The following is a 22,964-nucleotide window of genomic DNA, read 5'->3' on the forward strand; positions in this document are numbered from 1 at the left end:
CGCGTGCGGCATTGCCTTGGAACACCGCGAGGGCAGAGGTTTTTATGGATCAGATGGCGATAGCGGATCGCAGGCAGCTGCGTCGAAAGCTGACATTCTGGCGGATCGCCGCCGTTTTCCTGTTGGTTGCCGGTCTTTTCGGAATCTATCGTTTCTTCTGGACAGAGCCTGGCCAGAACGCCCGCCCGCATATCGCCCGCGTCGAGATTTCCGGCCTGATACAGGACAATACGGAGCTTTTGGAGCGTCTCGCCAAGATCGAGAAAAATGACAACGTGAAGGGGCTGATCGTTTCGATTTCCTCGCCCGGCGGTACGACCTACGGCGGTGAGCGCATCTTCAAGGCGCTTCGCGCCGTTGCGGAAAAGAAGCCGGTCGTTTCGGATATCCGCACACTGGCTGCGTCTGCGGGTTACATGATCGCCGCAGCAGGTGATGCGATCGTCGCAGGCGAGACATCCATCACCGGCTCGATTGGCGTCATCTTCCAGTATCCTCAGCTCGGGCCGCTGATGGAAAAGCTTGGTGTGTCGCTACAGGAAATCAAATCATCGCCGCTGAAGGCCGAACCCTCGCCCTTCCACGACGCGCCTGAAGAGGCGAAGGTGATGATAAGGGCGATGGTGACGGACAGCTACAACTGGTTTGTCGACCTTGTGGCGGATCGTCGCAAGCTTCCCAAAGACGATGTGCTGAAACTGGCTGACGGGTCGATCTACACCGGTCGGCAGGCGCTGGCCAACAGGCTGGTGGACAAGCTAGGCGGCGAAAAGGAAATCCGCGAGTACTTTGAGACGCGTGGTGTGGCAAAGGATCTGCCGATCGTTGAGTGGCGTGCGCCGTCTTCAAAATCACCGCTTTCGATCTTCAGCCTCGCCGGGATTGCAAGAATGTTGGGATATGACGATTTTATCCCGTTTGCAGGGGCTGGTCAGATTGGTGCGGACAAGTTGTTTCTTGACGGTCTCGTTTCGGTTTGGCAGGTTGAGCAAAATTAAAAACCCAATTTTTTCAGGGGGCAACCGTGATAAAGTCTGAACTGGTGCAGATTGTTGCTGCGCGTAACCCGCACCTTTATCACCGCGACGTCGAAAATATCGTCAACGCGGTGCTGGATGAAATCACCGATGCTCTTGCGGCAGGAAATCGCGTAGAGCTTCGCGGCTTCGGTGCATTCTCCGTCAAGAACCGTCCGTCGCGATCTGGCCGGAACCCACGCACGGGTGAGTCGGTTTTCGTCGAGGAAAAATGGGTGCCTTTCTTCAAGACAGGCAAGGAACTGCGTGAGCGGCTGAACCCTGGCATGGGTGACGAAGAGGACGATTGATCCTGTCGGCTTTCCAGGCCGGACCCTGGCTCGCCCGCCAAGATGGAGTATTGCGGATGTCGAAAAAACTCATCAACCTCATCATCTTGGTGCCGCTGGCGGTTGTACTGATCATTCTGTGCGTCGCTAACCGTCAGTCCGCGACGCTCGCGCTCAACCCTTTCAGGCCCGAAGACGGCGTTCTGTCCTTTACGGCGCCTTTCTTTGTCTTCCTGTTTCTCGCCGTGATTTTCGGCGTGCTGCTGGGCTCTGCGGCAACATGGATTTCGCAGGGCAAACATCGCAAGCGGGCGCGCGCCGAAGCCAGGGAAGCTATGCGCTGGCATGACGAGGCAAACCGGCAGAAAGCCGCCGTTGCCACGCAGATTTCGCATCTCCCGGCAAAGTGATGTCGCAGACATTCCGGCAGTCTCTATGCGAGCGCTGCGCGGAATGGTATCTGCTGCCTGATAAAGAGTTGGGCAGAAGCGGAAAGATCTCCATTGAAGAAGAAAGACAGCCGGCCGGGCAACAGGACGCGTGCCGGGAGCGATAAGAAACAGACCTTTGCGGCAAAGCCGTCGCGGCATTCGGAAAATGCGCCGAAGAAGCGCGAGCCCGACGCCATACGCAGTGCGCCCAAACCTGCTGCCAAGGAAAAAGTTGTCGCTCCGCAGCCTGCTGAGCAGGTGCCTTCCCGTGCTCTCAAGACCCGTACCGGCGATGTGCCTGCTGAACAGGTGCCCGTCATTCTGGAATCCAGCGGTGCCGGTGATTTTCATCTGATTGACAGCGGCAACGGGCTGAAGCTCGAGCAATATGGCGACTACCGGATCGTCAGGCCGGAAGCGCAGGCACTTTGGCGCCCGACGCTGCCGGAGCGTGTCTGGCAGAACGTCGATGCCGTGTTCACTGGCGATACGGACGAGGACGGCATGGGCCGTTGGCGTTTCCCGAAAGCGGCGCTTGGCGAAACATGGCCGTTATCACTGCTCGGCGTTGATTTTCTGGGCCGCTTCACGGCGTTTCGCCATGTTGGTGTTTTTCCGGAGCAGATCGTACATTGGCAATGGCTGAAGACTACCGTCGAAACGGCGGACAGGCCGCTGAAGGTGCTCAATCTGTTTGGTTATACCGGCGTTGCGTCTTTGGTCGCGGCAGCCGCTGGCGCCGAGGTGACCCACGTCGATGCGTCCAAGAAGGCGATCGGCTGGGCCAAAGAGAACCAGGCGCTTGCCGGGCTGGAGAATGCGCCGATCCGCTGGATCTGCGAGGATGCGATGAAGTTCATCCTGCGCGAGGAACGGCGCGGCAACACCTATGACATCATTCTCACGGACCCACCGAAATTCGGACGCGGCACTCATGGCGAAGTCTGGGAGCTGTTCGACCATCTGCCGCTGATGCTGGACGTTTGCCGCGATATCCTCTCCCCGAATGCGCTTGGATTTGTGCTGACGGCTTACTCCATCCGCGCCAGCTTTTATTCCATGCACGAACTGATGCGCGAGACGATGCGCGGCGCCGGTGGCGTCGTCGCGTCCGGCGAACTTGTCATTCGCGAGGCCGGTCTTGATGGCAAGACGCCGGGCCGTGCGCTGTCCACATCACTCTTCAGCCGCTGGGTGCCCAAATGACGAACGATATGCGCGAAAGCGGTGCGCGCCGCGTGGGCCAGGTCAAGGAAGTAACCAGCCTCGCCAACCCCATCATCAAGGATATCAAGAACCTCACCCAGAAAAAGGGCCGCGAGGAGACTGGTACCTTCATGGCTGAGGGGCTGAAACTGGTCATCGACGCCCTCGAACTGGGCTGGACGATCAGGACGCTGGTCTATGCCAAGGCGGCGAAAGGCAAGCCGCTGGTGGAGCAGGTAGCGGCAAAGACAGTCGCCTCTGGCGGTCTGGTGCTGGAAGTCAGCGAAAAGGTAATTTCCTCCATCACCCGGCGCGACAATCCACAGATGGTCGTCGGCATTTTCGAACAGAAGTGGAAGCCGCTGAGGGAAATCCGCCCGCTCAAGGGCGAGACATACATGGCGCTCGACCGTGTGCGCGATCCAGGCAACCTTGGCACCATCATCCGCACTGCCGATGCCGCAGGCGCATCTGGCGTCATTCTGGTCGGCGATTGCACCGATCCTTTTTCGCTGGAAACGGTGCGCGCCACCATGGGCTCTGTTTTCGCAACGCCCGTTGCCCGTGCCACGGTCGAAGAGTTTCTGGCCTGGAAGAAAACGGCTGATGTCAGCGTCGTTGCCACCCATCTTGCCGGCTCGGTCGATTATCGCACCATCGATTACGCGAAAAAGCCGGTTGTTCTGCTTATGGGCAACGAGCAGTCCGGCCTGCCGCCTGAACTTGCCAGCAAGGCGGACCAGCTCGCGCGCATTCCCCAGCAGGGCCGCGCTGACAGTCTCAACCTGGCCATCGCAAGCGCCGTCATGCTTTTCGAGGCGCGTCGTCACCTCCTGGAACTGGCTCCGGTGAAATAATGCAGAACAAAGCTTTGTTTGCGAGAACCATTCCAGCCGTCGTCCTGATCGTGGCGGCGCTTGTTCTCGATCAGGTCATCAAGCTTCTGGTCGAAGCCCGCCTGCCGTTGCAGGAAATGGTACCGGTCATGCCGTTTCTTGCGCTCTACCGAACCTACAATCTGGGTGTGGCCTTTTCGATGCTCGCCGACATGGAGGGCTGGTTCATTGTTGCCATGCGCCTCGTCATCGTCGGCTTCGTCATCTGGCTATGGCGCAAGACGGAGCCGAACAGAACATTCGCGCATCTTGGATTTGCGCTCATCATCGCGGGTGCGGCTGGCAACATCTTTGACCGTTTCCTGTATGGGCATGTGATCGACTACATCCTGTTCCATACGCAGACCTGGTCGTTTGCGGTTTTCAACTTGGCCGACACGTTCATAACGATCGGTGCGGGCTGCGTCATTCTGGACGAAATTCTTCACGCCCGGGCAACCAAAAAGTAAAATTTTAGAGTTTCGTCGAAAGATATCAAAACCGTTGTCGTGTTAGCGGTTTTGTATGAGCGAACTTGCGAAACTTCGGGAAAAGATTTCGGACGGTTTTGATCCGCCGGTTGCTTTGGAAAGGCAGCCTTGGGCTGATGACGAAGCTGCGCTGCAATCCTCATCGACAAGCCCTTATTCGCAGTCCAGAAGTGGCCTTGGTCTCCTCCTGTCTGCATCCTTCCTTGCGGGCGTTGCGCTGGCACTGCTATCAGCGCTCGGCCTGCCTTCCGTCGTTGTTGTCGTTGCGGCTTTACTGTGCGCGGCAATCTCTGCCGGACTTTTTTTCCTCGGACGGTTTCATGTTTTGAGCGACGCGGCCCTTCACGAGGGGGCTGACATCTCCGCCCGACATGTGGGTAACCGTTCGATCATTGCCGATATCCATGACGTGATGGGCGATATCGTCGTGATCCGGGATATGGACAGGCGAATCGTTGAAGCCAATGCGATTTTTCGTGACATGACCGGATGTGTCGTTCCTGAGGGGAGGACATGCGAGGAGATCGGTATTGCGTTCCGTCCGGGTGACAGGGTGCACGCATATGACGTCGAGATCGCCACGCCTTACGGACAGCGTGTTTTCGTCTGGCAGGATGCCGTCACACAAGACCTCAACAGCAGCCGCCTTCTCATCAGCAGCATCGCAAGGGATGTGACGGAGGAGCGCCTTGCCGTTGCTGCACGCGAGGAAGCGCGGCTGCGTGCGGAAAAAACCGATGCCGACAAGGCGAGACTGCTGGCAACCGTCAGCCATGAAATACGCCTGCCCCTTTCCGGCATTCTCGGCATGAATCATCTTCTCTCCCAGACAAGGCTGACCGAGGAGCAGCGCAATTACCTCGATGGCATGCGGCAGTCTGGCCAGTCTCTTGTTCAGCTTGTCGAGGATCTGCTCGATTATTCGACCATGGAAGCAGGGCGCTTCAGGCTCAATCCGCGCGCCGAGAACCTGCGGCAGCTTATCGAGAGCGTGGTGGAAATGCTGGCCCATCGCGCTCATGAGAAGGGCATAGAAGTCGCCTCATTCGTTGCCGTCGATGTGCCCGACTACCTGGATTTCGATACGGCGCGGTTGCGACAGGTCTTGTTCAACCTGATCGGAAACGCCGTAAAATTCACGAAAGAGGGCGGTGTTGCCGTGCACGCCGATCTGTCGGATGGGGAATTGCGCATCGCTGTCGAGGACAGTGGCCCCGGCATGACCAATCAGGAGCAGGAGCGTATTTTCGGCGAGTTCGAGCAGGCTGGACCGCTTTCACAACGCAGCGCCGGCACGGGTCTTGGTCTGGCGATTTCCGCCCGCATCATGCGTGAATTCGGCGGTACCCTGACCGTTTCGAGCCGCAAGGGCAAAGGCAGCATATTTACGCTGGCATTTCGCCCCGGCGTGGTTGCGGTCGAAAAAAGATCCCCGGATCGCCAGAACTGTCTTGAGCATACGAATGTCTTGCTGATCGCGCCGCAGGGGGTGGCCTCCCGCCTGATGAAGGACGCGATTGCTGCGTTTGCCGGCAGATGCATGCATATGCACACGCCGGCTGCTCTTTGCGCATTCCTGGAGGATCCTGCGCGTGGGTTCCTCAGCGTCACGGATGTCATCGTCGACCGGCGTGTCGCTGACGACTTCAAGGATGTGTTGAAAAACGCCCCCCACCTGAGCGAGAAAGCGGTACGCCGAACCCTGCTGGTCAGCCCGGAAGAGCGTCCCTCGCAGATGCACGGTGATTTCGATGCATGGCTCATTCGCCCGTTGCGCGAAAAGTCACTGATCGATGTTTTGTGCGGACGACTGCGTGGGATCGAACGGCGCGATGCCATCAATGACAACCACCCCGATGTCGGCCTGTCGCCGCGCATGGCCAGTGGTTCCTACGGCATTGATATCCTTGTGGCGGAAGATGATGCTGTCAATGCGCGCATCATCGAGGCGGTTCTGCGCAAAAGCGGCTACTCGCCCCGGCTGGTCAGGGACTTCGATGCCCTGCGGCAGGCGCTCGCGCCGGGCGTGGATGTCTTGCCGGATCTGGTGATTTCCGATCTCAATATGCCGGGTGGTGAAGGTCTCGATGTGCTGCCTCCGCTCTGCCGGTCCTTCGAGGGAGAGAGGCGAATTCCGGTGATTGTTCTGACGGGAGAAGCGGATCGCACAACCGCCGATACCCTGCTGCAGGCGGGGGCTGGTGCGGTTTTGACAAAGCCCGTCGATCCCAAGCGGCTGATTGAGGAAATTCGCCGTCTGCTCGAGGGAAAACGTCTGTTTTTGTCGTAGCCGGGCGAATTTGTCATCGCGATCCATTGTCACTATTCTGTCGTCAATTGGTGATTTATGACAGGGAGATCCTTTGGCGGTGGAGCGATTCCCCATGGTTGCGGAAATCATGAATCACGACGTCTGTGAAAACGATATTGCCGTCAAACCCCTCCCGGGAACGAGGCAGAGCAATGAGGGCGTTTTCGGCCGGATCGGCACCCTCGAAACGAGACTTGCCAGAACGGATCGCGAAATCGACGCTGCCCAGTCCGTTCGCTACCGCGTTTTCGTCGAGGAGATGAAGGCACGGCTTCCCGCCGACGCGATGCGACGTAAACGCGACATCGATGCATGGGACAGCGTTTGCGATCATCTGCTCGTTCTGGACAACGCCATCGAGGGCGATACCGAAGATCAGATCGTTGGCACCTATCGCTTGTTGCGGCAGGAAACGGCAGTTGCCAATAATGGATTTTATTCAGCGAGCGAGTTCGATATCGGTGGGCTGATCGCCCGCCATCCTGGCAAGCGTTTCATGGAGCTTGGCCGCTCCTGCGTGCTGCCGGAATATCGCACCAAACGCACTGTTGAATTGCTGTGGCAGGGCAACTGGGCCTATGCCGTCAAGCATCGCATGGACGCGATGATCGGTTGTGCCTCGTTCCCGGGTGTCCAGCCGGAATTCCACGCGCTGGCGCTCTCGTTCCTGCACCACAATTGCGTTGCCAAGGGAGAATGGACCGCCTCGGCTCTTCCCGAGCTTTATCGCGAGATGGATCTCATGCCCGCCGAGGCGATCAATGCCCGCAAGGCGTTGAACGCCATGCCGCCGCTCATCAAGGGCTACATGAGGCTCGGCGCGATGTTCGGTTCCGGTGCGGTGGTGGATCACGCTTTCAACACCACGGATGTGCTGGTGGTCCTTCCGGTGACATCGATTGCGGGCCGATACATCAGCTATTATGGCGGCGATGCCGAGCGCTTCAACGGCTGAAGGCGGAAATCGTCGAAGCTTCCTGTGGGCAGGCAGTTCGCGCGTGTTGTTCTTGTGTGATGGGGCCGCTAGTCTCAGCGCTCTTTTCCCGTAACACGAAACCGATACGATCAGGCCATTGACGGACGTTCATTCCACAGCCTCTCTCATCTCGGAGGAGAGCCGCGCTTCGGCTACTCCGATGATGGAACAGTATATCGAGATCAAGTCGAACAATCCCGGTTCGCTGCTGTTCTACCGCATGGGCGATTTTTACGAGTTGTTCTTCGAAGATGCGGTCGAGGCATCGCGTGCGCTTGGCATAACGCTGACGAAACGCGGCCAGCACATGGGGCAGGACATTGCCATGTGCGGCGTACCGGTTCACGCTGCCGATGACTATCTCCAGAAACTTATCCTGCGCGGGTATCGCGTCGCCGTCTGTGAGCAGGTGGAAGATCCTGCCGAAGCCAAGAAGCGCGGCTCAAAATCCGTGGTCAAGCGTGATGTCGTGCGTCTCGTCACACCCGGAACGCTGACCGAAGAAAAGCTGCTGTCTCCGACGGAATCCAACTATCTGATGGCGCTTGCCCGTATTCGCGGCAGTGCAGAGGCGCAGTTCGCACTCGCCTGGATCGATATTTCCACCGGTGTTTTCCGTCTGGCGGAAACGACGCTGACGCGGCTTCTCGCCGATATCTGGCGCATCGATCCACGTGAACTGATCGTTGCCGACAGCCTGTTCCACGACGAAGAGCTGAAGCCGGTCTTTGACGTGCTTGGCCGTATCGCCGTGCCGCAGCCTGCCATCCTTTTCGATAGCGCCACGGCCGAAGGGCGTATCGCACGCTATTTCAATGTGTCCACATTGGATGGTTTCGGCACGTTTTCGCGGGTGGAGATGGCCGCTGCCGCTGCTGCCGTCGCTTATGTCGAGAAGACCCAGATTGCCGAACGCCCGCCGCTCGGAAGTCCTGAGCGGGAAAGTGCTACCACCACGCTGTTCATCGACCCGGCGACCCGTGCCAATCTTGAGCTGGTGAAAACGCTATCGGGCGATCGCGATGGTTCTCTGCTGCATTCCATAAACCGGACCGTGACGGGCGGTGGAGCGCGCCTTCTGGCGGAACGGCTGATGTCGCCGCTGACCGATCCGGAAAGGATCAATACGCGGCTCGATGCGGTCGCCTACCTCATTGACGATGTGTCCCTCTGTGACAGTCTGCGCGATGCCTTGAAGCAGGTTGCCGACATGCCGCGCGCGCTGTCGCGCCTTGCGCTGGAGCGTGGTGGCCCTCGTGATCTGGGCGCGATCCGGCAGGGCCTTTCGGCCGCGGCGCAAGTGGCGGCGATACTCGATCAGGGGCTTTTGCCAGACGAGCTTGCGAACGCGCTTGCCGATCTGAAGGCGCTCCCGGGCGGTCTGGAGGCGATGCTTGGAGCGATGCTCGCCGATGATCTTCCCCTGTTGAAACGCGATGGCGGTTTCGTGCGGGAAGGTTCCAACTCCGATCTGGACGAAGTGCGTGCGCTGCGTGACCAGTCGCGGCGGGTGATCGCCGGTTTGCAGCTGAAATATGCCGACGAGACGGGCATCAAGTCCCTCAAGATCAAGCACAACAACGTGCTCGGTTATTTCATCGAGGTGACGGCGGGCAACGCCGATGTGATGACCTCCACGGACGAGGCGAAGGGCCGTTTCATTCACCGCCAGACCATGGCGGGCGCCATGCGATTCACGACGACCGAGCTTGCCGATCTCGAAAGCCGCATCGCCAACGCCGCCGCTCAGGCGCTCACGATGGAGCTGGACGCCTTTGAGCAGATGGTGCAGGCGGTGGTTCAGCAGGCAGAGCCGATCAAGGCGGGCGCGCTTGCGCTCGCCGTAATCGATGTGGCGGGAAGCCTCGCCCATCTTGCCGCCGAACAGGGTTACTGCCGCCCGATTGTCGACGCCTCCATGACCTTTGCCATCAAGGGCGGGCGTCATCCGGTGGTCGAACAGGCTTTGCGGCGCCAGTCTGCTGGCCCTTTCATTGCCAACGACTGCGACCTTTCCGCTGTCAACGGCGGCAAGAACGGTGCGATCTGGCTGCTGACCGGTCCCAACATGGGTGGTAAATCGACCTTCCTGCGCCAGAACGCCCTGATCGCCATTCTCGCGCAGATCGGTGCATTCGTTCCGGCGCAATCTGCCCATATCGGCGTTGTCGACCGTCTGTTTTCCCGTGTCGGTGCGTCGGACGATCTGGCGCGTGGCCGTTCTACCTTCATGGTTGAAATGGTCGAGACGGCGGCTATTCTCAATCAGGCAACCGAACGTTCGCTTGTCATTCTGGACGAGATCGGCCGCGGCACGGCAACCTTCGATGGCCTGTCGATCGCCTGGGCGGCGGTGGAGCATCTGCACGAGGCCAACCGTTGCCGCGGGCTTTTCGCCACCCATTTTCATGAGCTGACGGTGTTGTCCGAAAAGCTCGGCCGCCTTTCCAATGCCACGATGCGGGTTAAGGAGTGGGAAGGTGATGTCATCTTTCTGCACGAGGTCGGGCCGGGCGCTGCGGATCGCTCCTACGGCATTCAGGTGGCGAAGCTCGCAGGACTTCCGGCTTCCGTGGTGGAACGCGCCCGCGATGTGCTGACCAAGCTGGAGGATGCCGATCGCAAGAACCCGGCGAGCCAGCTCATCGACGATCTGCCGCTGTTTCAGGTTGCCGTTCGCCGTGAGGACGGTCGCAAGAGCGGCTCTTCCAAGGTGGAGGACAGCTTGAAGGCGATGAATCCGGATGAGATGACGCCGCGTGAGGCACTGGACGCGCTCTATGCGTTGAAGAAAGAACTTGGCAAGGCTTCATGAATAGAGTGCCTGTCCATTGCCTTCGAAACTCGATATAGGACGGTGCCGATAAAGTAGCGCATTGCCCGCAAGACATGGATACCGGCATAGATGGCCATCAGTGACCTCGATTTTTCTGCAATTCTCGATGTTCCGGCGCTGAAGCGGGAATGCGATCTGATCTTCAAGGAAGATGGCAAGCGCATTTCCGATGTGCGTTCTGAACTGCTGCCGATTTTCCGCAAGGCAAATACGGCAGGTCGCCAGAAGGCGCGGGATCTGCTGAACGCCGATGGCAGCGGTATCGATTGTGCCCGGCGCATTTCGTGGTTGCAGGATCGCCTGATCGAGGTGCTCTACGATCTGACCTGCCAATATGTGTATCCCAAAGATGCTCCGCAGATCGCCGTTACCGCCGTTGGCGGCTACGGGCGCGGCACACTGGCACCTGGATCGGATATCGACCTCCTGTTCCTGATGCCGGCGAAGAATACGCCCGACATGCATAAGGCGGTCGAGTTCGTTCTGTATCTCCTGTGGGATCTCGGCTTCAAGGTCGGCCACGCGACCCGCACCGTGGATGAATGTATCCGTCTGTCCAAGTCGGACATGACCATCCGTACTGCCATTCTTGAAGTGCGCTCGATCTGCGGCAGGCAGGCTTTGGCCGATGATCTGGAAAAGCGTTTCGAGGCGGAAGTCGCCACTGGGACTGGGCCTGAATTCATTGCCGCAAAGCTCGGCGAGCGCGATCAGCGGCACCGCAAGGCTGGCGACACGCGTTATCTGGTCGAGCCGAACGTCAAGGAAGGCAAGGGCGGCCTGCGCGACCTGCACACGCTGTTCTGGATCGCCAAATATTATTATCATGTTCGCGATGCGGCCGATCTCGTCAAGCTCGGCGTTCTGTCGAAGCGCGAACTGAAGTTGTTCGAAAAGGCCGACGATTTTCTCTGGGCCGTACGCTGCCAGATGCATTTTATCACCGGCAAGGCCGAAGAGCGCCTTTCCTTCGATATCCAGCGAGAGATTGCCGATGCTCTGGGCTATCAGCCGCGACCCGGTCTTTCCGCGGTCGAGCGCTTCATGAAGCATTACTTCCTCGTGGCGAAGGACGTCGGCGATCTGACACGCATCGTCTGCGCGGCACTTGAAGACCAGCAGGCTAAGGATGTGCCCGGCCTGACCGGTGTTCTGAGCCGCTTTGCCCGCCGCCTGCGCAAGATTCCCGGCTCCGTCGAGTTTGTGGAGGATCGGGGGCGGATCGCACTCGCCAAGCCGGACGTCTTCAGGAACGACCCGGTGAACCTCATCCGGCTGTTCCATATCGCCGACATCAACAATCTCGAACTGCATCCCGATGCGCTGCGCGTCGTGACACGCTCGCTGTCGCTCATCAACAACGATCTGCGCGAGAATGAGGAAGCAAACCGCCTGTTCCTGTCGATCCTCACGTCGCGGCGCGATCCCGCGCTGACTCTGAGGCGCATGAACGAGGCTGGCGTGCTGGGCAAATTCATTCCCGAATTCGGCAAGATCGTTTCGATGATGCAGTTCAACATGTATCATCACTATACGGTGGACGAACATCTGATCCGCTCCGTCGGCATTCTCTCCGAAGTTGACAAGGGCGTTGCGGTTGACGCGCACCCGCTTGCCAACCAGCTGATGCCGAGCCTCGAGGACCGCGACGCGCTCTATGTCGCCGTGCTGCTGCACGATGTCGCCAAGGGGCGGCAGGAAGACCACTCGATTGCCGGTGCACGTGTTGCCCGCAAGCTGTGCCAGCGGTTCCGGCTGACGGGCAAGCAGACCGAGACAGTTGTCTGGCTGATCGAGCAGCACCTGTTGATGTCCATGGTCGCCCAGACCCGCGATCTGCATGACCGCAAGACGATCACCGATTTTGCCGACAAGGTTCAGTCTATGGACCGGCTGAAAATGCTGCTGATCCTGACGGTCTGCGATATCCGCGCTGTTGGTCCCGGTGTCTGGAACGGCTGGAAAGGCCAGCTGCTCCGCTCACTTTATTATGAAACGGAACTGCTTCTGTCCGGTGGCTTCTCCGAAGTCTCCCGCAAGGAACGGGCCAAGATCGCCCGTCAGGCGCTTGAAGATGCATTGGATGACTGGGGCCAGAAGGCACGCCGCAGATACACCAAGCTGCATTACGAGCCTTATCTGCTGACAGTGGCACTGGAAGATCAGGTGCGGCATACGCGTTTCATCCGCGAGGCCGACAAGCAGGAAAAGGCGCTCTCGACCATGGTCAGGACGCATTCGTTCCACGCCATTACCGAAATCACGGTACTGGCACCGGACCATCCGCGTCTTCTGTCGATCATCACCGGTGCCTGCGCAGCGGCTGGCGCCAACATTGCCGACGCACAGATCTTCACGACGTCCGATGGGCGGGCGCTGGATACGATCCTCATCAACCGGGAATTCCCCATTGACGAGGACGAGATGCGCCGCGGCAACAATGTCGGCAAGCTGATCGAGGAAGTGCTCTCCGGAAAGCAACGCCTTCCGGAAATGATCGCGACCCGGACCAAGAGCCGCAGGAAAAAAAGTGCCTTCACGATTCCTCCGTCGGTCACCATTTCGAATGGCCTTTCGAACAAGTTTACGGTCATCGAAGTGGAATGCCTTGACCGTCCCGGCCTGTTGGCGGACATGACGGCGGTGCTGGCCGATCTTTCGCTCGACATTCACTCTGCCCGCATCACCACGTTCGGTGAGAAGGTCATAGATACCTTCTACGTGACGGACCTGTTCGGGCAAAAGATCACGACAGATAATCGCCAGGCAAACATTGCCGTCCGGCTGAAGGCCGTGATGAGCGAGCAGGAAGACGAACTGCGTGACCGGATGCCGAATGGTATCATCGCCCACCCTGACGTAGCGGCGCTGCCGGCTGCCGGTACGGCAAAGGTGTGATGCGATGAGCCTGATCGGCAAGTTCGCCACGGTTGGTACGGCAACGCTCGGCAGCCGCATTTTCGGGTTTCTGCGTGAAACCCTTATGGCCGCCGCCGTCGGTACCGGCCCGGTGGCCGACGCCTTCAATGCGGCCTTCCGCTTTCCGAACACCTTCCGGCGGCTTTTTGCCGAAGGGGCGTTCAACTCCGCATTCGTGCCTCTTTTCGCCAAGGAAATCGAGGCGAATGGCATGGAAGGTGCGAGGCGGTTTTCCGAAGAGGTTTTCGGGGTTCTTTTCACCGTACTTCTGGCGCTGACGATCCTCATGGAACTGTCGATGCCGTTTATCGTGCGGACTGTGATCGCGCCGGGTTTCGTCGAGGATACGGTCAAGTTCGAAAATACCGTGCATCTCGCAACGATCATGTTCCCCTATCTCGCCTGCATGTCGCTGGCGGCGATGATGGGCGGCATGTTGAACTCGCTGCATCGCTATTTTGCCGCCGCGATCGCTCCGGTGTTTTTGAACATTATCCTCATTGGCGTGCTGGCACTGGCCTGGTGGAAGAATTACGATCCTTTGCAGGTGGGTTATGCCTTGTCCTGGGGCGTTATGGCCGCAGGCCTCGTGCAGCTCGCGATCGTCTGGATCGCCGTGCGCAACGCGGGCATGAAAATCGGCTTCCGCCGTCCGCGTCTGACGAAGAATGTGCAGCGTCTTCTTGTTCTGGCGCTTCCAGCCGCGATCACCGGTGGCATCACTCAGATCAACCTGCTCATCAACACCAACATCGCGTCTGGCGGTGAAGGGGTCATCTCATCTCTGGCCTACGCAGACCGCATCTATCAGCTGCCGCTTGGCGTTGTCGGCATCGCCGTCGCCACGGTGCTGTTGCCGGAACTCTCACGGGCTTTGCGAGGCGGCCACATGGTGGAGGCGGGCAGCCTTCAGAACCGTTCGGTGGAATTCGTTCTCTTCCTGACGCTGCCTGCAGCCGCAGCGCTTCTCGTCATGGCCGAACCCATCGTGCGCTTTCTCTACGAGCGCGGAAACTTTGCGCCCCCGGCCACCGTTACCGTGTCGCAGATTCTGGGCATCTATGGTCTCGGCCTGCCGGCTTTCGTCTTGATAAAGGCGTTCATTCCCGGATTTTTTGCGCGTGAGGATACCCGCACGCCCATGATCTTTGCAGCGATCTCCGTCGTTGTGAATATCTCGCTGGCGCTCACCCTGTTCCCGCGCCTCGGCGGGCCGGGCATTGCCATTGCGGAAATCGCTGCCGGTTGGGTGAATGCAGTCCTGCTGTTCGGCATGCTCCTGTGGCGTGGCCACTGGCAGATCGATATCCCGCTTTTGACCCGAATTCCAAGGCTGATATTTGCCGCTGCCATCATGGCCGGCCTGATCCATTATGCTCTTGCCTATCTCAGTTTCGAGCTATCCTCGGCATCGTCCATTCTGGTGCGGGCGGGGACGATCATGGCGCTCGTTCTGGTGGCGATGATGGTCTATTTCGCACTCGCCTTTGCCTCCGGTGGTGCCGATATCGGCATGGTGAAAAGAGCAGTCCGCAAACGCGGAAAAAAGAACCCTCAGCCGGAGAAGAGTTGATGTCGTTTGCCGCGAACCGCCGTATCGCTCTCGTGACCATCGTCGTGGACGACTATGATCGCGCCAAGGCGTTTTATTGCGGCGTTCTCGGCTTCGATTGCGTGGCTGATCAGTCGCTTGGCGATGGCAAGCGCTGGCTTGTCGTCAAACCGAAGGGCGAGGCCGGCTGCGGCCTTTTGCTGGCTGAAGCGGATGACGAGGCGCAATGCAACGCCATCGGCAGCCAGACGGGCGGGCGCGTCGGCTTCTTCCTGCATACCGATGATTTCGTCCGCGACCACACGGCGTTGATCTCTCGCGGCGTGCGCTTTCTGGAGGAGCCGCGCCATGAGGTCTATGGCTCCGTTGCCGTGTTCGAGGATCTTTATGGAAACCGCTGGGATCTTCTTGAACCGAGAGGTTGATATCCCCTGAAACCGCTTGATTGCAGGGGCTTGGCGGTGCATAAGCCCGCCTGCAATTCCAATCATGGGGCGGGGCCCTCCACAAGCCTTTTCGAGGACGACAATGAACGCATTCAAGCCGCTGGTTTTTTCGGGTGTTCAGCCGACCGGCAATCTGCATCTCGGCAATTATCTTGGTGCGATCCGCAAGTTCGTGGCGTTGCAGGAAGACAACGACTGCATCTACTGCGTCGTTGACATGCATGCGATCACCGCGCAGCTCGTCCATTCCGATCTGAAGGCGCAGACACGCTCCATCGCGGCAGCCTTCATTGCCTCGGGCATTGATCCCGTCAAGCACATTGTCTTCAATCAGTCCGCCGTCCCGCAGCATGCGGAACTGGCATGGGTGTTCAACTGCGTGGCGCGCATCGGCTGGATGGAGCGCATGACCCAGTTCAAGGACAAGTCTGGCAAGAATGCCGAGCAGGTGTCTCTGGGCCTGCTTGCCTATCCGAGCCTGATGGCGGCCGATATTCTGGTCTATCGCGCCACTCATGTTCCGGTCGGCGACGACCAGAAGCAGCACCTCGAGCTGGCCCGTGATATTGCCCAGAAATTCAACATCGATTTCAGCGATCACATCCGCAAGGCCGGTCTCGGTGTCGACATCACCGTGGGCGAAGAGCCGGTGCATGCTTATTTCCCGATGGTCGAGCCGCTGATCGGCGGTCCGGCACCGCGCGTCATGTCGTTGAAAGACGGCACCAAGAAGATGTCGAAGTCCGATCCGTCCGACCTGTCGCGCATCAACCTGATGGACGACGTGGACGCCATCTCCAGGAAGATCAAGAAGGCAAAAACGGACCCGGACGCGTTGCCGGGCGAAGTCGAGGGACTGAAGGGGCGCCCTGAAGCTGAAAACCTCGTGGGTATCTACGCGGCACTCTCCGACAAGACGAAGGCGGAAGTGCTGCAGGAGTTCGGCGGACAGCAGTTCTCGGCATTCAAGCCTGCCCTGATCGATCTCGCCGTCAACGTCCTGGCGCCGGTCAACAATGAGATGCGCCGCCTTCTCGATGATCCGAGCCACATCGACGCCATCCTCAAGCAGGGTGGCGAACGCGCTGGTGCCATCGCCGAAAAGACGATGAACGAAGTGCGCGATATCATCGGTTTCCTGCGGTGACGATATAAAACAAGGACTTAAAGCGTACGGAGCGAAACTGTGAGATCGCGACACGCTTTAAGTGCCGGGCGGTTTGCGCCCGCCGTGATTTGATATAATCTCCGCCCGAACCGTCGGGCGGCTTTTTCGTTTCATGGCGGAGACAGGGAGTTCGGAATGGTTTCAAAACGGCTGTCGCGTCTGGAGGGGCATCGGCGCAAGTTTCTTGCAGTCATCGATGGAACACCGGAATGCGAAAGGGCCGTGCACTATGCCGGTCGCCGCGCCAAGAACTCGAATGGCGGGTTGGTCCTGCTTTACGTGATACCCGAAGGCGATTTCCAGCAATGGCTGGGTGTCGAGCAGATCATGCGTGCGGAAGCGCGTGAGGAGGCGGAGGCCACACTCGCCAAGATCGCCCAGAAAGTGCGTGAAACCATCGGCATCGAGCCGGAATCGGTGATCCGCGAGGGCAGTGCCACGGAAAATATCCATGGCCTTGTCGAAGAAGACCGGGATATCGCGATTCTGGTTCTAGCGGCGGGATCGACAAAAGAAGGGCCGGGGCCGTTGGTATCTTCGATTGCCGGACGGGGTGCCGCCTTTCCGGTCCCGGTTACGGTTCTGCCGGACACGCTGACGGACGAGGAAATCGACGCGCTCTGCTGATCCGTCACGGGGTAAGATTTTGGGCAGTGGTGATTTCTTGAATGTAATTATCATGTCAGGGCTTGAAGTAAGGCTTCGCCGGGCGTATTTTTGGAAGAATTCTAAATTGCGGGGCGTGAACGGCGACCTCGAAGGAGACACGGAATGTTCATTCAGACGGAAGCCACGCCAAATCCGGCCACGCTCAAGTTTCTTCCTGGCAAGGTTGTTCTGGAAAGCGGCACCGCCGAATTCCTCAACCCGTCGCAGGCGCAGGCGTCTCCGCTGGCTGCGACCCTGTTTGAAATTCCGGGCGTCACCGGCGTTTATTTCGGCTTCGACTTCATCACCGTCACCAAGGACGGCGCTGAATGGCAGCATCTGAAGCCTGCTATTCTCGGCTCGATCATGGAACACTTCATGTCCGGCCGTCCGATCATGGGAACAGCGGTTGCTGCCGAGTTCACAGATGAGGAAGACGAGTTCTTCGAGGCTGGCGATGAAACCATCGTTGCCACGATCAAGGAGCTTCTGGAAACCCGCGTTCGCCCGGCCGTTGCGCAGGATGGTGGCGATATAACGTTCCGCGGTTTCCGCGATGGCACCGTGTTCCTCAACATGAAGGGCGCATGCTCCGGTTGCCCGTCTTCCACGGCCACGCTGAAGCATGGCGTTCAGAACCTGCTGCGCCACTTCGTGCCGGAAGTGCGCGAAGTCGAAGCCGTCTGATCCCCAACTGGTTACAGCATGATCGTTCTTGCCCTCGACACCTCCGGCGTTGATTGCTCTGCCTGCGTTTATGACAGCGCAGCGGATATCGTGCTGGGCGAGGTTACGGAAAATATCGGCAAGGGCCATGGGGAACTGCTGATGGGCATTATAGACGGAGCCCTTCAGCAGGCGTCCAGGACGCTTCAGGATATTGACCGTATCGCCGTGACCATTGGGCCTGGTTCCTTTACCGGGATAAGGGTGGGTGTCGCGGCGGCACGCGGGTTTGCCCTGTCGCTCCACAAGGACGCGGTGGGTGTGACCACGCTTGAAACGCTGGCTCTGCATCACCTGCTGGAAAACCCTGGACAGCGTGTTGCGGTCGGGCTGGATGCCAAGCGTGAGGAAGCTTATCTCCAGATGTTTGAGGCTGATGGTTCGCCGCTCAGCGACGCGGCCTTGCTGTCTCTGGACGATGCGAAGGCGGCACTTGCCGGGTTTGATGGTGTGGTCGTCGGCTCTGCCGCTCAGCTGTTTGCCGGGCAGGAAACAGGATCGGGACCGGATCACTTCCCGATTGCGACTGTTGCTCGCGCAGCTGCGCGCAAGCCGGAAGGCATGCCGAGACCCGCGCCGCTTTACCTGCGTGGTCCCGACGCCCGGCCGCAGACGGGTTTTGCGCTGGAACGCCTCTCGGTTGCCTGATAGGTGGCGTCCGTAAGCGATGACGGATGATTCCCTGCAATGTTTGACGATTACCTGAGCTGGAAACCCTATTTCGAAATTGTACCGATGCAGCATGAGGATTGCGCGGCGGTGGCGGATATGCACGCCCTGCGTTTTCCGCGAGCATGGAACGATGGCGAATTTTCCAGCCTGTTGACGCAGGCCTCCGTTTTCGGCGCGGTGGCACGGCAGACGAATGCTTTTTTCAGCAAGCCGCTTGGCGGGTTCGTGCTGGCTCGTGAAGTCGCAGGGGAGGCGGAAATCCTCACGATAGCCGTCGGTGAGAAATTTGCGCGTGCCGGGCTTGGCTGGCGGTTGATGCAGTCCGCGACCCGCGAGGCGATGATGCGCGGCGCTGAAACCATGTTCCTCGAGGTGGATAATGCCAATGCCTCCGCGGTGGGACTTTACAGGAAGCTCGGCTTCAAGACGGTGGCAGAACGCAAGGCTTATTACACGGCTCAGGATGGATCGAAGTCGACGGCGCTTGTCATGCGCCGCGATCTTCGCTAGTTCCGAATTTTATAATATGTTCGGCGCGTGCCGCGCCATTCCAACGGAAGAATCTGAAGGCCAGAAGACGTGATAGACCTTTCGAAAACGCTGGAAGAACTTTGTGCCGAACGCGGCATGCGGATGACGGATCAACGCCGCGTCATCGCCCGAGTGCTTCAGGAATCGGACGATCATCCCGATGTCGAAGAGCTGTATCGCCGCTCCTTTGCCGTCGATCCGCGCATTTCCATCTCCACGGTCTACAGGACCGTGAAGCTATTCGAGGATGCCGGTATCATCGAACGGCACGATTTCCGTGACGGCCGTTCGCGTTATGAAACGGTTCCGGAAGAGCATCATGATCATCTGATCGATCTGAAACATGGTGTGGTGATCGAATTCCACTCCCCGGAAATCGAGGCGCTCCAGGAAAAGATTGCGCGTGAACATGGCTTCAAGCTCGTTGACCACCGGCTGGAACTCTACGGCGTTCCCTTGAAGCCGGACGAGCGCTGAAACGCCGGTGAGTAAGCAGGCGGTACGATCGTGATGTGGCTCCGGGCAACCTATATTGCGATCGTTCTCCTGATCGTCACGCTTGTTTTGCTGCCACTCCAACTGCTGGGTCTTGCCTTCGACTGGCGCCTACGCCGGCGAATCCCGCGTCTCTGGCACCGCATTGCCTGCCGTGTCCTCGGCATCCGCGTGCATGTCCACGGAGAGATCGAGCGCGCGAAACCCTTGATGCTTGCCGTCAATCACGCCTCTTGGAAGGACATTCTCGTTCTCGGCAGCATTGCCGACGTGGTGTTCATCGCCAAGACGGAAGTGCGGGACTGGCCGGTGTTCGGCTGGCTCGCACGCTTGCAGAAAAGCATCTTCGTGCAGCGCGAGCAGAAACGCAGCACCGGCGCGCAGGTCGGCGAAATTGCCACCCGTATGGCGGATGGCGAGATCGTCGTTCTTTTCCCGGAGGGAACGACATCAGACGGAAACCGTCTGTTGCCGATCAAATCGTCGCTTTTCGGCGCAGCCTCCACTGCGGCGGAGCAGGTGCCGGGCAAACTCGTCTATGTGCAGCCGGTATCCATTGCCTATACGCGGGTGCAGGGCATGGCGATGGGGCGTTATCACCGTATCATCGCCGCCTGGCCGGGCAGCATAACTCTGGTGCCGCATCTGCTCGGCGTCATCCGGGCCGGTGCCATCGATGTCGATGTGACGTTCGGGCAAAGTGTTCCCTTCCACAGCACCGACAATCGCAAGCGGCTGGCGACCGATATCGCTGGCGCGATTCGTTCCATGCTGGCATTCAGCCTGCGCGGCGGGTGGCGGAAATAGCCGTACTGTAGCGTTTCCGGCATTTTTCTGTTTAATCTGGCGCTGAAAAACACTAGATAGCCGCCATGACCCAGAACACTCTTGGCCTAGACGCCTCCGAAACAATCGCCCATGAGGGTTCCAGCAGCCGTAAAGTCTTTATCAAGACCTACGGCTGTCAGATGAACGTCTATGATTCCGTCCGCATGAGCGATGCGTTGGCGAAGGACGGTTATGTCCAGACGGAAGACATGGGCGAGGCCGATCTGGTTCTTCTGAATACCTGTCATATCCGGGAGAAGGCGGCCGAGAAGGTCTATTCGGCACTTGGTCGTCTGCGCGACATGAAGAAGTCCCGTGAGGAGCAGGGCCGCGAATTCATGATCGGTGTTGCCGGTTGCGTGGCGCAGGCTGAGGGTGAGGAAATCCTTCGCCGTGCACCTGCGGTCGATGTCGTGATTGGTCCACAGACCTATCATCGTCTGCCGGACGCGCTGAAACGTGTCCGCGGAGGTGAGCGCGTCATCGAGACGGAATACGCCGTCGAAGACAAGTTCGAGCATCTGCCTGTCGCTGAAAAAGCCAAGCTCCGCTCGCGCGGCGTCACGGCGTTTCTCACGGTGCAGGAGGGCTGCGACAAGTTCTGTACCTTCTGCGTGGTGCCTTATACGCGTGGATCGGAAGTATCTCGTCCCGTCCGCCAGATCGTCGATGAGGCGATGAAGCTGGTCGATGCAGGTGTGCGTGAGATCACGCTGCTTGGCCAGAACGTCAACGCCTGGCAGGGCGAGGGACCGAAGGGCGAGCAATGGGGTCTTGCCGAACTGCTTTACCGGCTGGCGGAAATTCCGGGGCTGGCGCGGCTTCGCTATACGACCAGCCATCCCCGCGACATGGACGAGCGGCTGATTGGCGCGCATCGTGATCTGCGTATCCTCATGCCTTACCTGCATCTGCCGGTGCAGGCGGGCTCTGATCGTATTCTCAAGGCGATGAACCGACGCCATACGGGCGAGGAATATATCCGTCTTATCGAGAAAATTCGTGCTGCCCGCCCTGATATCGCCATGTCGGGGGACTTTATTGTTGGCTTCCCCGGAGAGACGGATCGCGATTTCGAAGACACGATGGCGATGGTCGAGGAAGTGAAATACGCGCAGGCATTTTCTTTCAAGTATTCCACCCGTCCCGGAACGCCTGGAGCCGATCTGACGGATCAGGTTGAGGAAGAGGTAAAGGCCGAGCGGCTGGAAAGATTGCAGGCTCTGCTTCTGAAGCAGCAGCAGGAGTTCGCGCAGTCGCTGGTTGGAAAGACCATGGATGTGTTGCTGGAAAAGCCCGGCCGCATGCCGGAGCAGTTGATAGGCCGTTCGCCGTGGCTGCAATCCGTGAATCTTGATGCAAAGACTTTCAAAATCGGTGACATTGTTAGTGTACGAATCACCGCAACGGGTCCAAACAGCTTGTTTGCCGAGGTGGCAGAGAGTTAGAGTGAGGGCCGACACTGATTGGGACAGGAGCCTGACCGCTTGAACGCACACGAATTGGTATCACCTTCATCGCGCCAGCCACGCTCAGCCGCGACCGACGCCAATCACTTCGTCCTCACGTTCGAGAATAACAGGGTAGCTGGAGAGCTATTCGGTCAGTTCGATCAAAACCTGAAGCTGCTGGAGCAGCGTCTCAACATCGACGCCCGCCCCCGCGGAAATTCCGTTGCGATCACCGGAGACGTGGTGTCCACCAATCAGGCGCGCCGGGCGCTCGATTTCCTGTATGAACGCCTCCTCAAGGGCGGCACTGTGGAACTCTCCGACGTCGAGGGTGCCATCCGTATGGCGATGGCGGCGGACGACCAGTTGACCTTGCCGACAATGGAGCGCAAGGCCAAGATTTCCATGGCGCAGATCTCCACGCGCAAAAAGACCATCGCTGCCCGCACGCCGACACAAGATGTCTACATGCGCGCGCTGGAGCGCTCCGAACTGGTTTTCGGCGTTGGTCCGGCTGGTACGGGCAAAACCTATCTGGCAGTGGCGCATGCCGCGCAGCTGCTGGAACGAGGCGCTGTTGACCGTATCATCCTGTCTCGTCCTGCTGTCGAGGCGGGTGAGCGCCTCGGCTTCCTGCCGGGTGACATGAAGGAAAAGGTCGATCCATATTTGCGCCCTCTTTATGATGCTCTCTATGACATGATGCCGGGTGACAAGGTGGAGCGTGCCATCCAGGCAGGTGTCATCGAAATTGCACCGCTGGCCTTCATGCGTGGACGCACGCTTGGCAATGCTGCGGTCATTCTGGACGAAGCCCAGAACACCACGACCATGCAGATGAAGATGTTCCTGACGCGTCTCGGTGAAAATGGCCGCATGATCGTGACCGGTGACCCGAGCCAGGTGGACCTTCCGCGGGGCGTGAAGTCCGGTCTTGTCGAGGCGTTGCAGATCCTCGGCGACGTGGAAGGCGTGTCCGTGGTGCGCTTCAAGGATGTCGACGTCGTGCGTCATCCGATGGTGGCCCGTATCGTGCGTGCCTATGAGGCGCATACGGCGGTCCCGGACGAGAGTCTCGTGAAGGGCGAATGACGCG

At 59.0% G+C, this 22,964-nt stretch carries 20 protein-coding genes and 1 pseudogene; all 21 read left to right on the forward strand.

Going from position 1 to position 22,964, the window contains the following annotated elements; genetic code table 11:
• Positions 1 to 44: 44 nt before the first annotated feature.
• The gene (sppA, locus tag N7578_RS10875) at positions 45 to 998 is read left to right on the forward strand and encodes a signal peptide peptidase SppA (RefSeq protein ID WP_311110355.1); all 954 of its coding nucleotides are present in this window, start codon (positions 45 to 47) and stop codon (positions 996 to 998) included.
• A 14-nt stretch (positions 999 to 1,012) separates the two neighbouring features.
• Positions 1,013 to 1,327: pseudogene (locus N7578_RS10880) on the forward strand (integration host factor subunit beta); the annotation flags it as partial.
• A gap of 56 nt (positions 1,328 to 1,383) precedes the next feature.
• A complete protein-coding gene (locus N7578_RS10885) occupies positions 1,384 to 1,716 on the forward strand; it encodes a LapA family protein (RefSeq protein WP_311110356.1) in 333 nt (110 codons plus the stop codon).
• Between the two features lie 93 nt (positions 1,717 to 1,809).
• On the forward strand, positions 1,810 to 2,943 hold the full coding sequence (locus tag N7578_RS10890) for a class I SAM-dependent methyltransferase (protein ID WP_311110357.1): 1,134 nt from the start codon (positions 1,810 to 1,812) through the stop codon (positions 2,941 to 2,943).
• Positions 2,940 to 3,800: an RNA methyltransferase gene (locus N7578_RS10895; RefSeq protein WP_311110358.1), complete on the forward strand. Its 861-nt coding sequence runs from the start codon at positions 2,940 to 2,942 to the stop codon at positions 3,798 to 3,800. Before N7578_RS10890 ends, N7578_RS10895 begins: the two co-directional genes overlap by 4 nt.
• Entirely contained in the window at positions 3,800 to 4,288 is a 489-nt protein-coding gene (lspA, locus tag N7578_RS10900; protein WP_311110359.1) for a signal peptidase II, read from the forward strand. The genes N7578_RS10895 and lspA overlap by 1 nt, the downstream gene beginning before the upstream one ends.
• A 55-nt stretch (positions 4,289 to 4,343) precedes the next feature.
• Complete coding sequence (locus N7578_RS10905; protein WP_311110360.1) at positions 4,344 to 6,599, forward strand: ATP-binding protein; 2,256 nt, start codon at positions 4,344 to 4,346, stop codon at positions 6,597 to 6,599.
• 94 nt (positions 6,600 to 6,693) lie between these two features.
• On the forward strand, positions 6,694 to 7,575 hold the full coding sequence (locus tag N7578_RS10910) for a GNAT family N-acetyltransferase (RefSeq protein WP_311110361.1): 882 nt from the start codon (positions 6,694 to 6,696) through the stop codon (positions 7,573 to 7,575).
• 181 nt (positions 7,576 to 7,756) lie between these two features.
• Entirely contained in the window at positions 7,757 to 10,411 is a 2,655-nt protein-coding gene (gene mutS, locus N7578_RS10915) for a DNA mismatch repair protein MutS (RefSeq protein ID WP_422646701.1), read from the forward strand.
• Positions 10,412 to 10,501: 90 nt separating this feature from the next.
• A complete protein-coding gene (locus N7578_RS10920; RefSeq protein WP_311110363.1) occupies positions 10,502 to 13,330 on the forward strand; it encodes a [protein-PII] uridylyltransferase in 2,829 nt (942 codons plus the stop codon).
• 4 nt (positions 13,331 to 13,334) lie between these two features.
• Positions 13,335 to 14,924 carry a murein biosynthesis integral membrane protein MurJ gene (gene murJ / locus N7578_RS10925; protein WP_311110364.1) on the forward strand — a complete coding sequence of 530 codons (1,590 nt, stop codon included), beginning with the start codon at positions 13,335 to 13,337 and terminating at the stop codon, positions 14,922 to 14,924.
• Positions 14,924 to 15,328: a VOC family protein gene (locus tag N7578_RS10930; protein WP_311110365.1), complete on the forward strand. Its 405-nt coding sequence runs from the start codon at positions 14,924 to 14,926 to the stop codon at positions 15,326 to 15,328. Before murJ ends, N7578_RS10930 begins: the two co-directional genes overlap by 1 nt.
• Before the next feature lie 103 nt (positions 15,329 to 15,431).
• Positions 15,432 to 16,496, forward strand: coding sequence for a tryptophan--tRNA ligase (trpS, locus tag N7578_RS10935; protein ID WP_311110366.1), 1,065 nt, complete (start codon positions 15,432 to 15,434; stop codon positions 16,494 to 16,496).
• 156 nt (positions 16,497 to 16,652) lie between these two features.
• Positions 16,653 to 17,144: a universal stress protein gene (locus N7578_RS10940; RefSeq protein ID WP_311110367.1), complete on the forward strand. Its 492-nt coding sequence runs from the start codon at positions 16,653 to 16,655 to the stop codon at positions 17,142 to 17,144.
• A gap of 144 nt (positions 17,145 to 17,288) precedes the next feature.
• On the forward strand, positions 17,289 to 17,852 hold the full coding sequence (locus N7578_RS10945; RefSeq protein ID WP_311110368.1) for a NifU family protein: 564 nt from the start codon (positions 17,289 to 17,291) through the stop codon (positions 17,850 to 17,852).
• 18 nt (positions 17,853 to 17,870) lie between these two features.
• A complete protein-coding gene (tsaB, locus tag N7578_RS10950) occupies positions 17,871 to 18,539 on the forward strand; it encodes a tRNA (adenosine(37)-N6)-threonylcarbamoyltransferase complex dimerization subunit type 1 TsaB (RefSeq protein ID WP_311110369.1) in 669 nt (222 codons plus the stop codon).
• Between the two features lie 39 nt (positions 18,540 to 18,578).
• The gene (locus N7578_RS10955; protein ID WP_311110370.1) at positions 18,579 to 19,073 is read left to right on the forward strand and encodes an N-acetyltransferase; all 495 of its coding nucleotides are present in this window, start codon (positions 18,579 to 18,581) and stop codon (positions 19,071 to 19,073) included.
• Between the two features lie 69 nt (positions 19,074 to 19,142).
• Positions 19,143 to 19,571, forward strand: a complete 429-nt coding sequence (locus N7578_RS10960) for a Fur family transcriptional regulator (RefSeq protein WP_138794386.1) — start codon at positions 19,143 to 19,145, stop codon at positions 19,569 to 19,571.
• Between the two features lie 30 nt (positions 19,572 to 19,601).
• Positions 19,602 to 20,396 carry a lysophospholipid acyltransferase family protein gene (locus N7578_RS10965; RefSeq protein WP_311110371.1) on the forward strand — a complete coding sequence of 265 codons (795 nt, stop codon included), beginning with the start codon at positions 19,602 to 19,604 and terminating at the stop codon, positions 20,394 to 20,396.
• Positions 20,397 to 20,461: 65 nt separating this feature from the next.
• Entirely contained in the window at positions 20,462 to 21,865 is a 1,404-nt protein-coding gene (gene miaB, locus N7578_RS10970; protein ID WP_311110372.1) for a tRNA (N6-isopentenyl adenosine(37)-C2)-methylthiotransferase MiaB, read from the forward strand.
• A gap of 39 nt (positions 21,866 to 21,904) precedes the next feature.
• Positions 21,905 to 22,960: a PhoH family protein gene (locus N7578_RS10975; RefSeq protein ID WP_311110373.1), complete on the forward strand. Its 1,056-nt coding sequence runs from the start codon at positions 21,905 to 21,907 to the stop codon at positions 22,958 to 22,960.
• The last annotated feature ends 4 nt before the right edge of the window (positions 22,961 to 22,964 follow it).

This window comes from Agrobacterium tumefaciens (genome assembly GCF_031801495.1).
In the GTDB taxonomy this organism is placed as follows: Bacteria; Pseudomonadota; Alphaproteobacteria; order Rhizobiales; family Rhizobiaceae; genus Agrobacterium; species Agrobacterium tumefaciens_K.

Bases quoted from the DNA above. Each gene is read 5' to 3' on its own strand.
- sppA (WP_311110355.1), top strand. From the start codon at position 45: ATGGATCAGATGGCGATAGCGGATCGCAGGCAGCTGCGTCGAAAGCTG.
- N7578_RS10885 (WP_311110356.1), top strand. From the start codon at position 1,384: ATGTCGAAAAAACTCATCAACCTCATCATCTTGGTGCCGCTGGCGGTT.
- N7578_RS10895 (WP_311110358.1), top strand. From the start codon at position 2,940: ATGACGAACGATATGCGCGAAAGCGGTGCGCGCCGCGTGGGCCAGGTC.
- lspA (WP_311110359.1), top strand. From the start codon at position 3,800: ATGCAGAACAAAGCTTTGTTTGCGAGAACCATTCCAGCCGTCGTCCTG.
- N7578_RS10905 (WP_311110360.1), top strand. From the start codon at position 4,344: ATGAGCGAACTTGCGAAACTTCGGGAAAAGATTTCGGACGGTTTTGAT.
- N7578_RS10910 (WP_311110361.1), top strand. From the start codon at position 6,694: ATGGTTGCGGAAATCATGAATCACGACGTCTGTGAAAACGATATTGCC.
- mutS (WP_422646701.1), top strand. From the start codon at position 7,757: ATGATGGAACAGTATATCGAGATCAAGTCGAACAATCCCGGTTCGCTG.
- N7578_RS10920 (WP_311110363.1), top strand. From the start codon at position 10,502: ATGGCCATCAGTGACCTCGATTTTTCTGCAATTCTCGATGTTCCGGCG.
- murJ (WP_311110364.1), top strand. From the start codon at position 13,335: ATGAGCCTGATCGGCAAGTTCGCCACGGTTGGTACGGCAACGCTCGGC.
- N7578_RS10930 (WP_311110365.1), top strand. From the start codon at position 14,924: ATGTCGTTTGCCGCGAACCGCCGTATCGCTCTCGTGACCATCGTCGTG.
- trpS (WP_311110366.1), top strand. From the start codon at position 15,432: ATGAACGCATTCAAGCCGCTGGTTTTTTCGGGTGTTCAGCCGACCGGC.
- N7578_RS10940 (WP_311110367.1), top strand. From the start codon at position 16,653: ATGGTTTCAAAACGGCTGTCGCGTCTGGAGGGGCATCGGCGCAAGTTT.
- N7578_RS10945 (WP_311110368.1), top strand. From the start codon at position 17,289: ATGTTCATTCAGACGGAAGCCACGCCAAATCCGGCCACGCTCAAGTTT.
- tsaB (WP_311110369.1), top strand. From the start codon at position 17,871: ATGATCGTTCTTGCCCTCGACACCTCCGGCGTTGATTGCTCTGCCTGC.
- N7578_RS10955 (WP_311110370.1), top strand. From the start codon at position 18,579: ATGTTTGACGATTACCTGAGCTGGAAACCCTATTTCGAAATTGTACCG.
- miaB (WP_311110372.1), top strand. From the start codon at position 20,462: ATGACCCAGAACACTCTTGGCCTAGACGCCTCCGAAACAATCGCCCAT.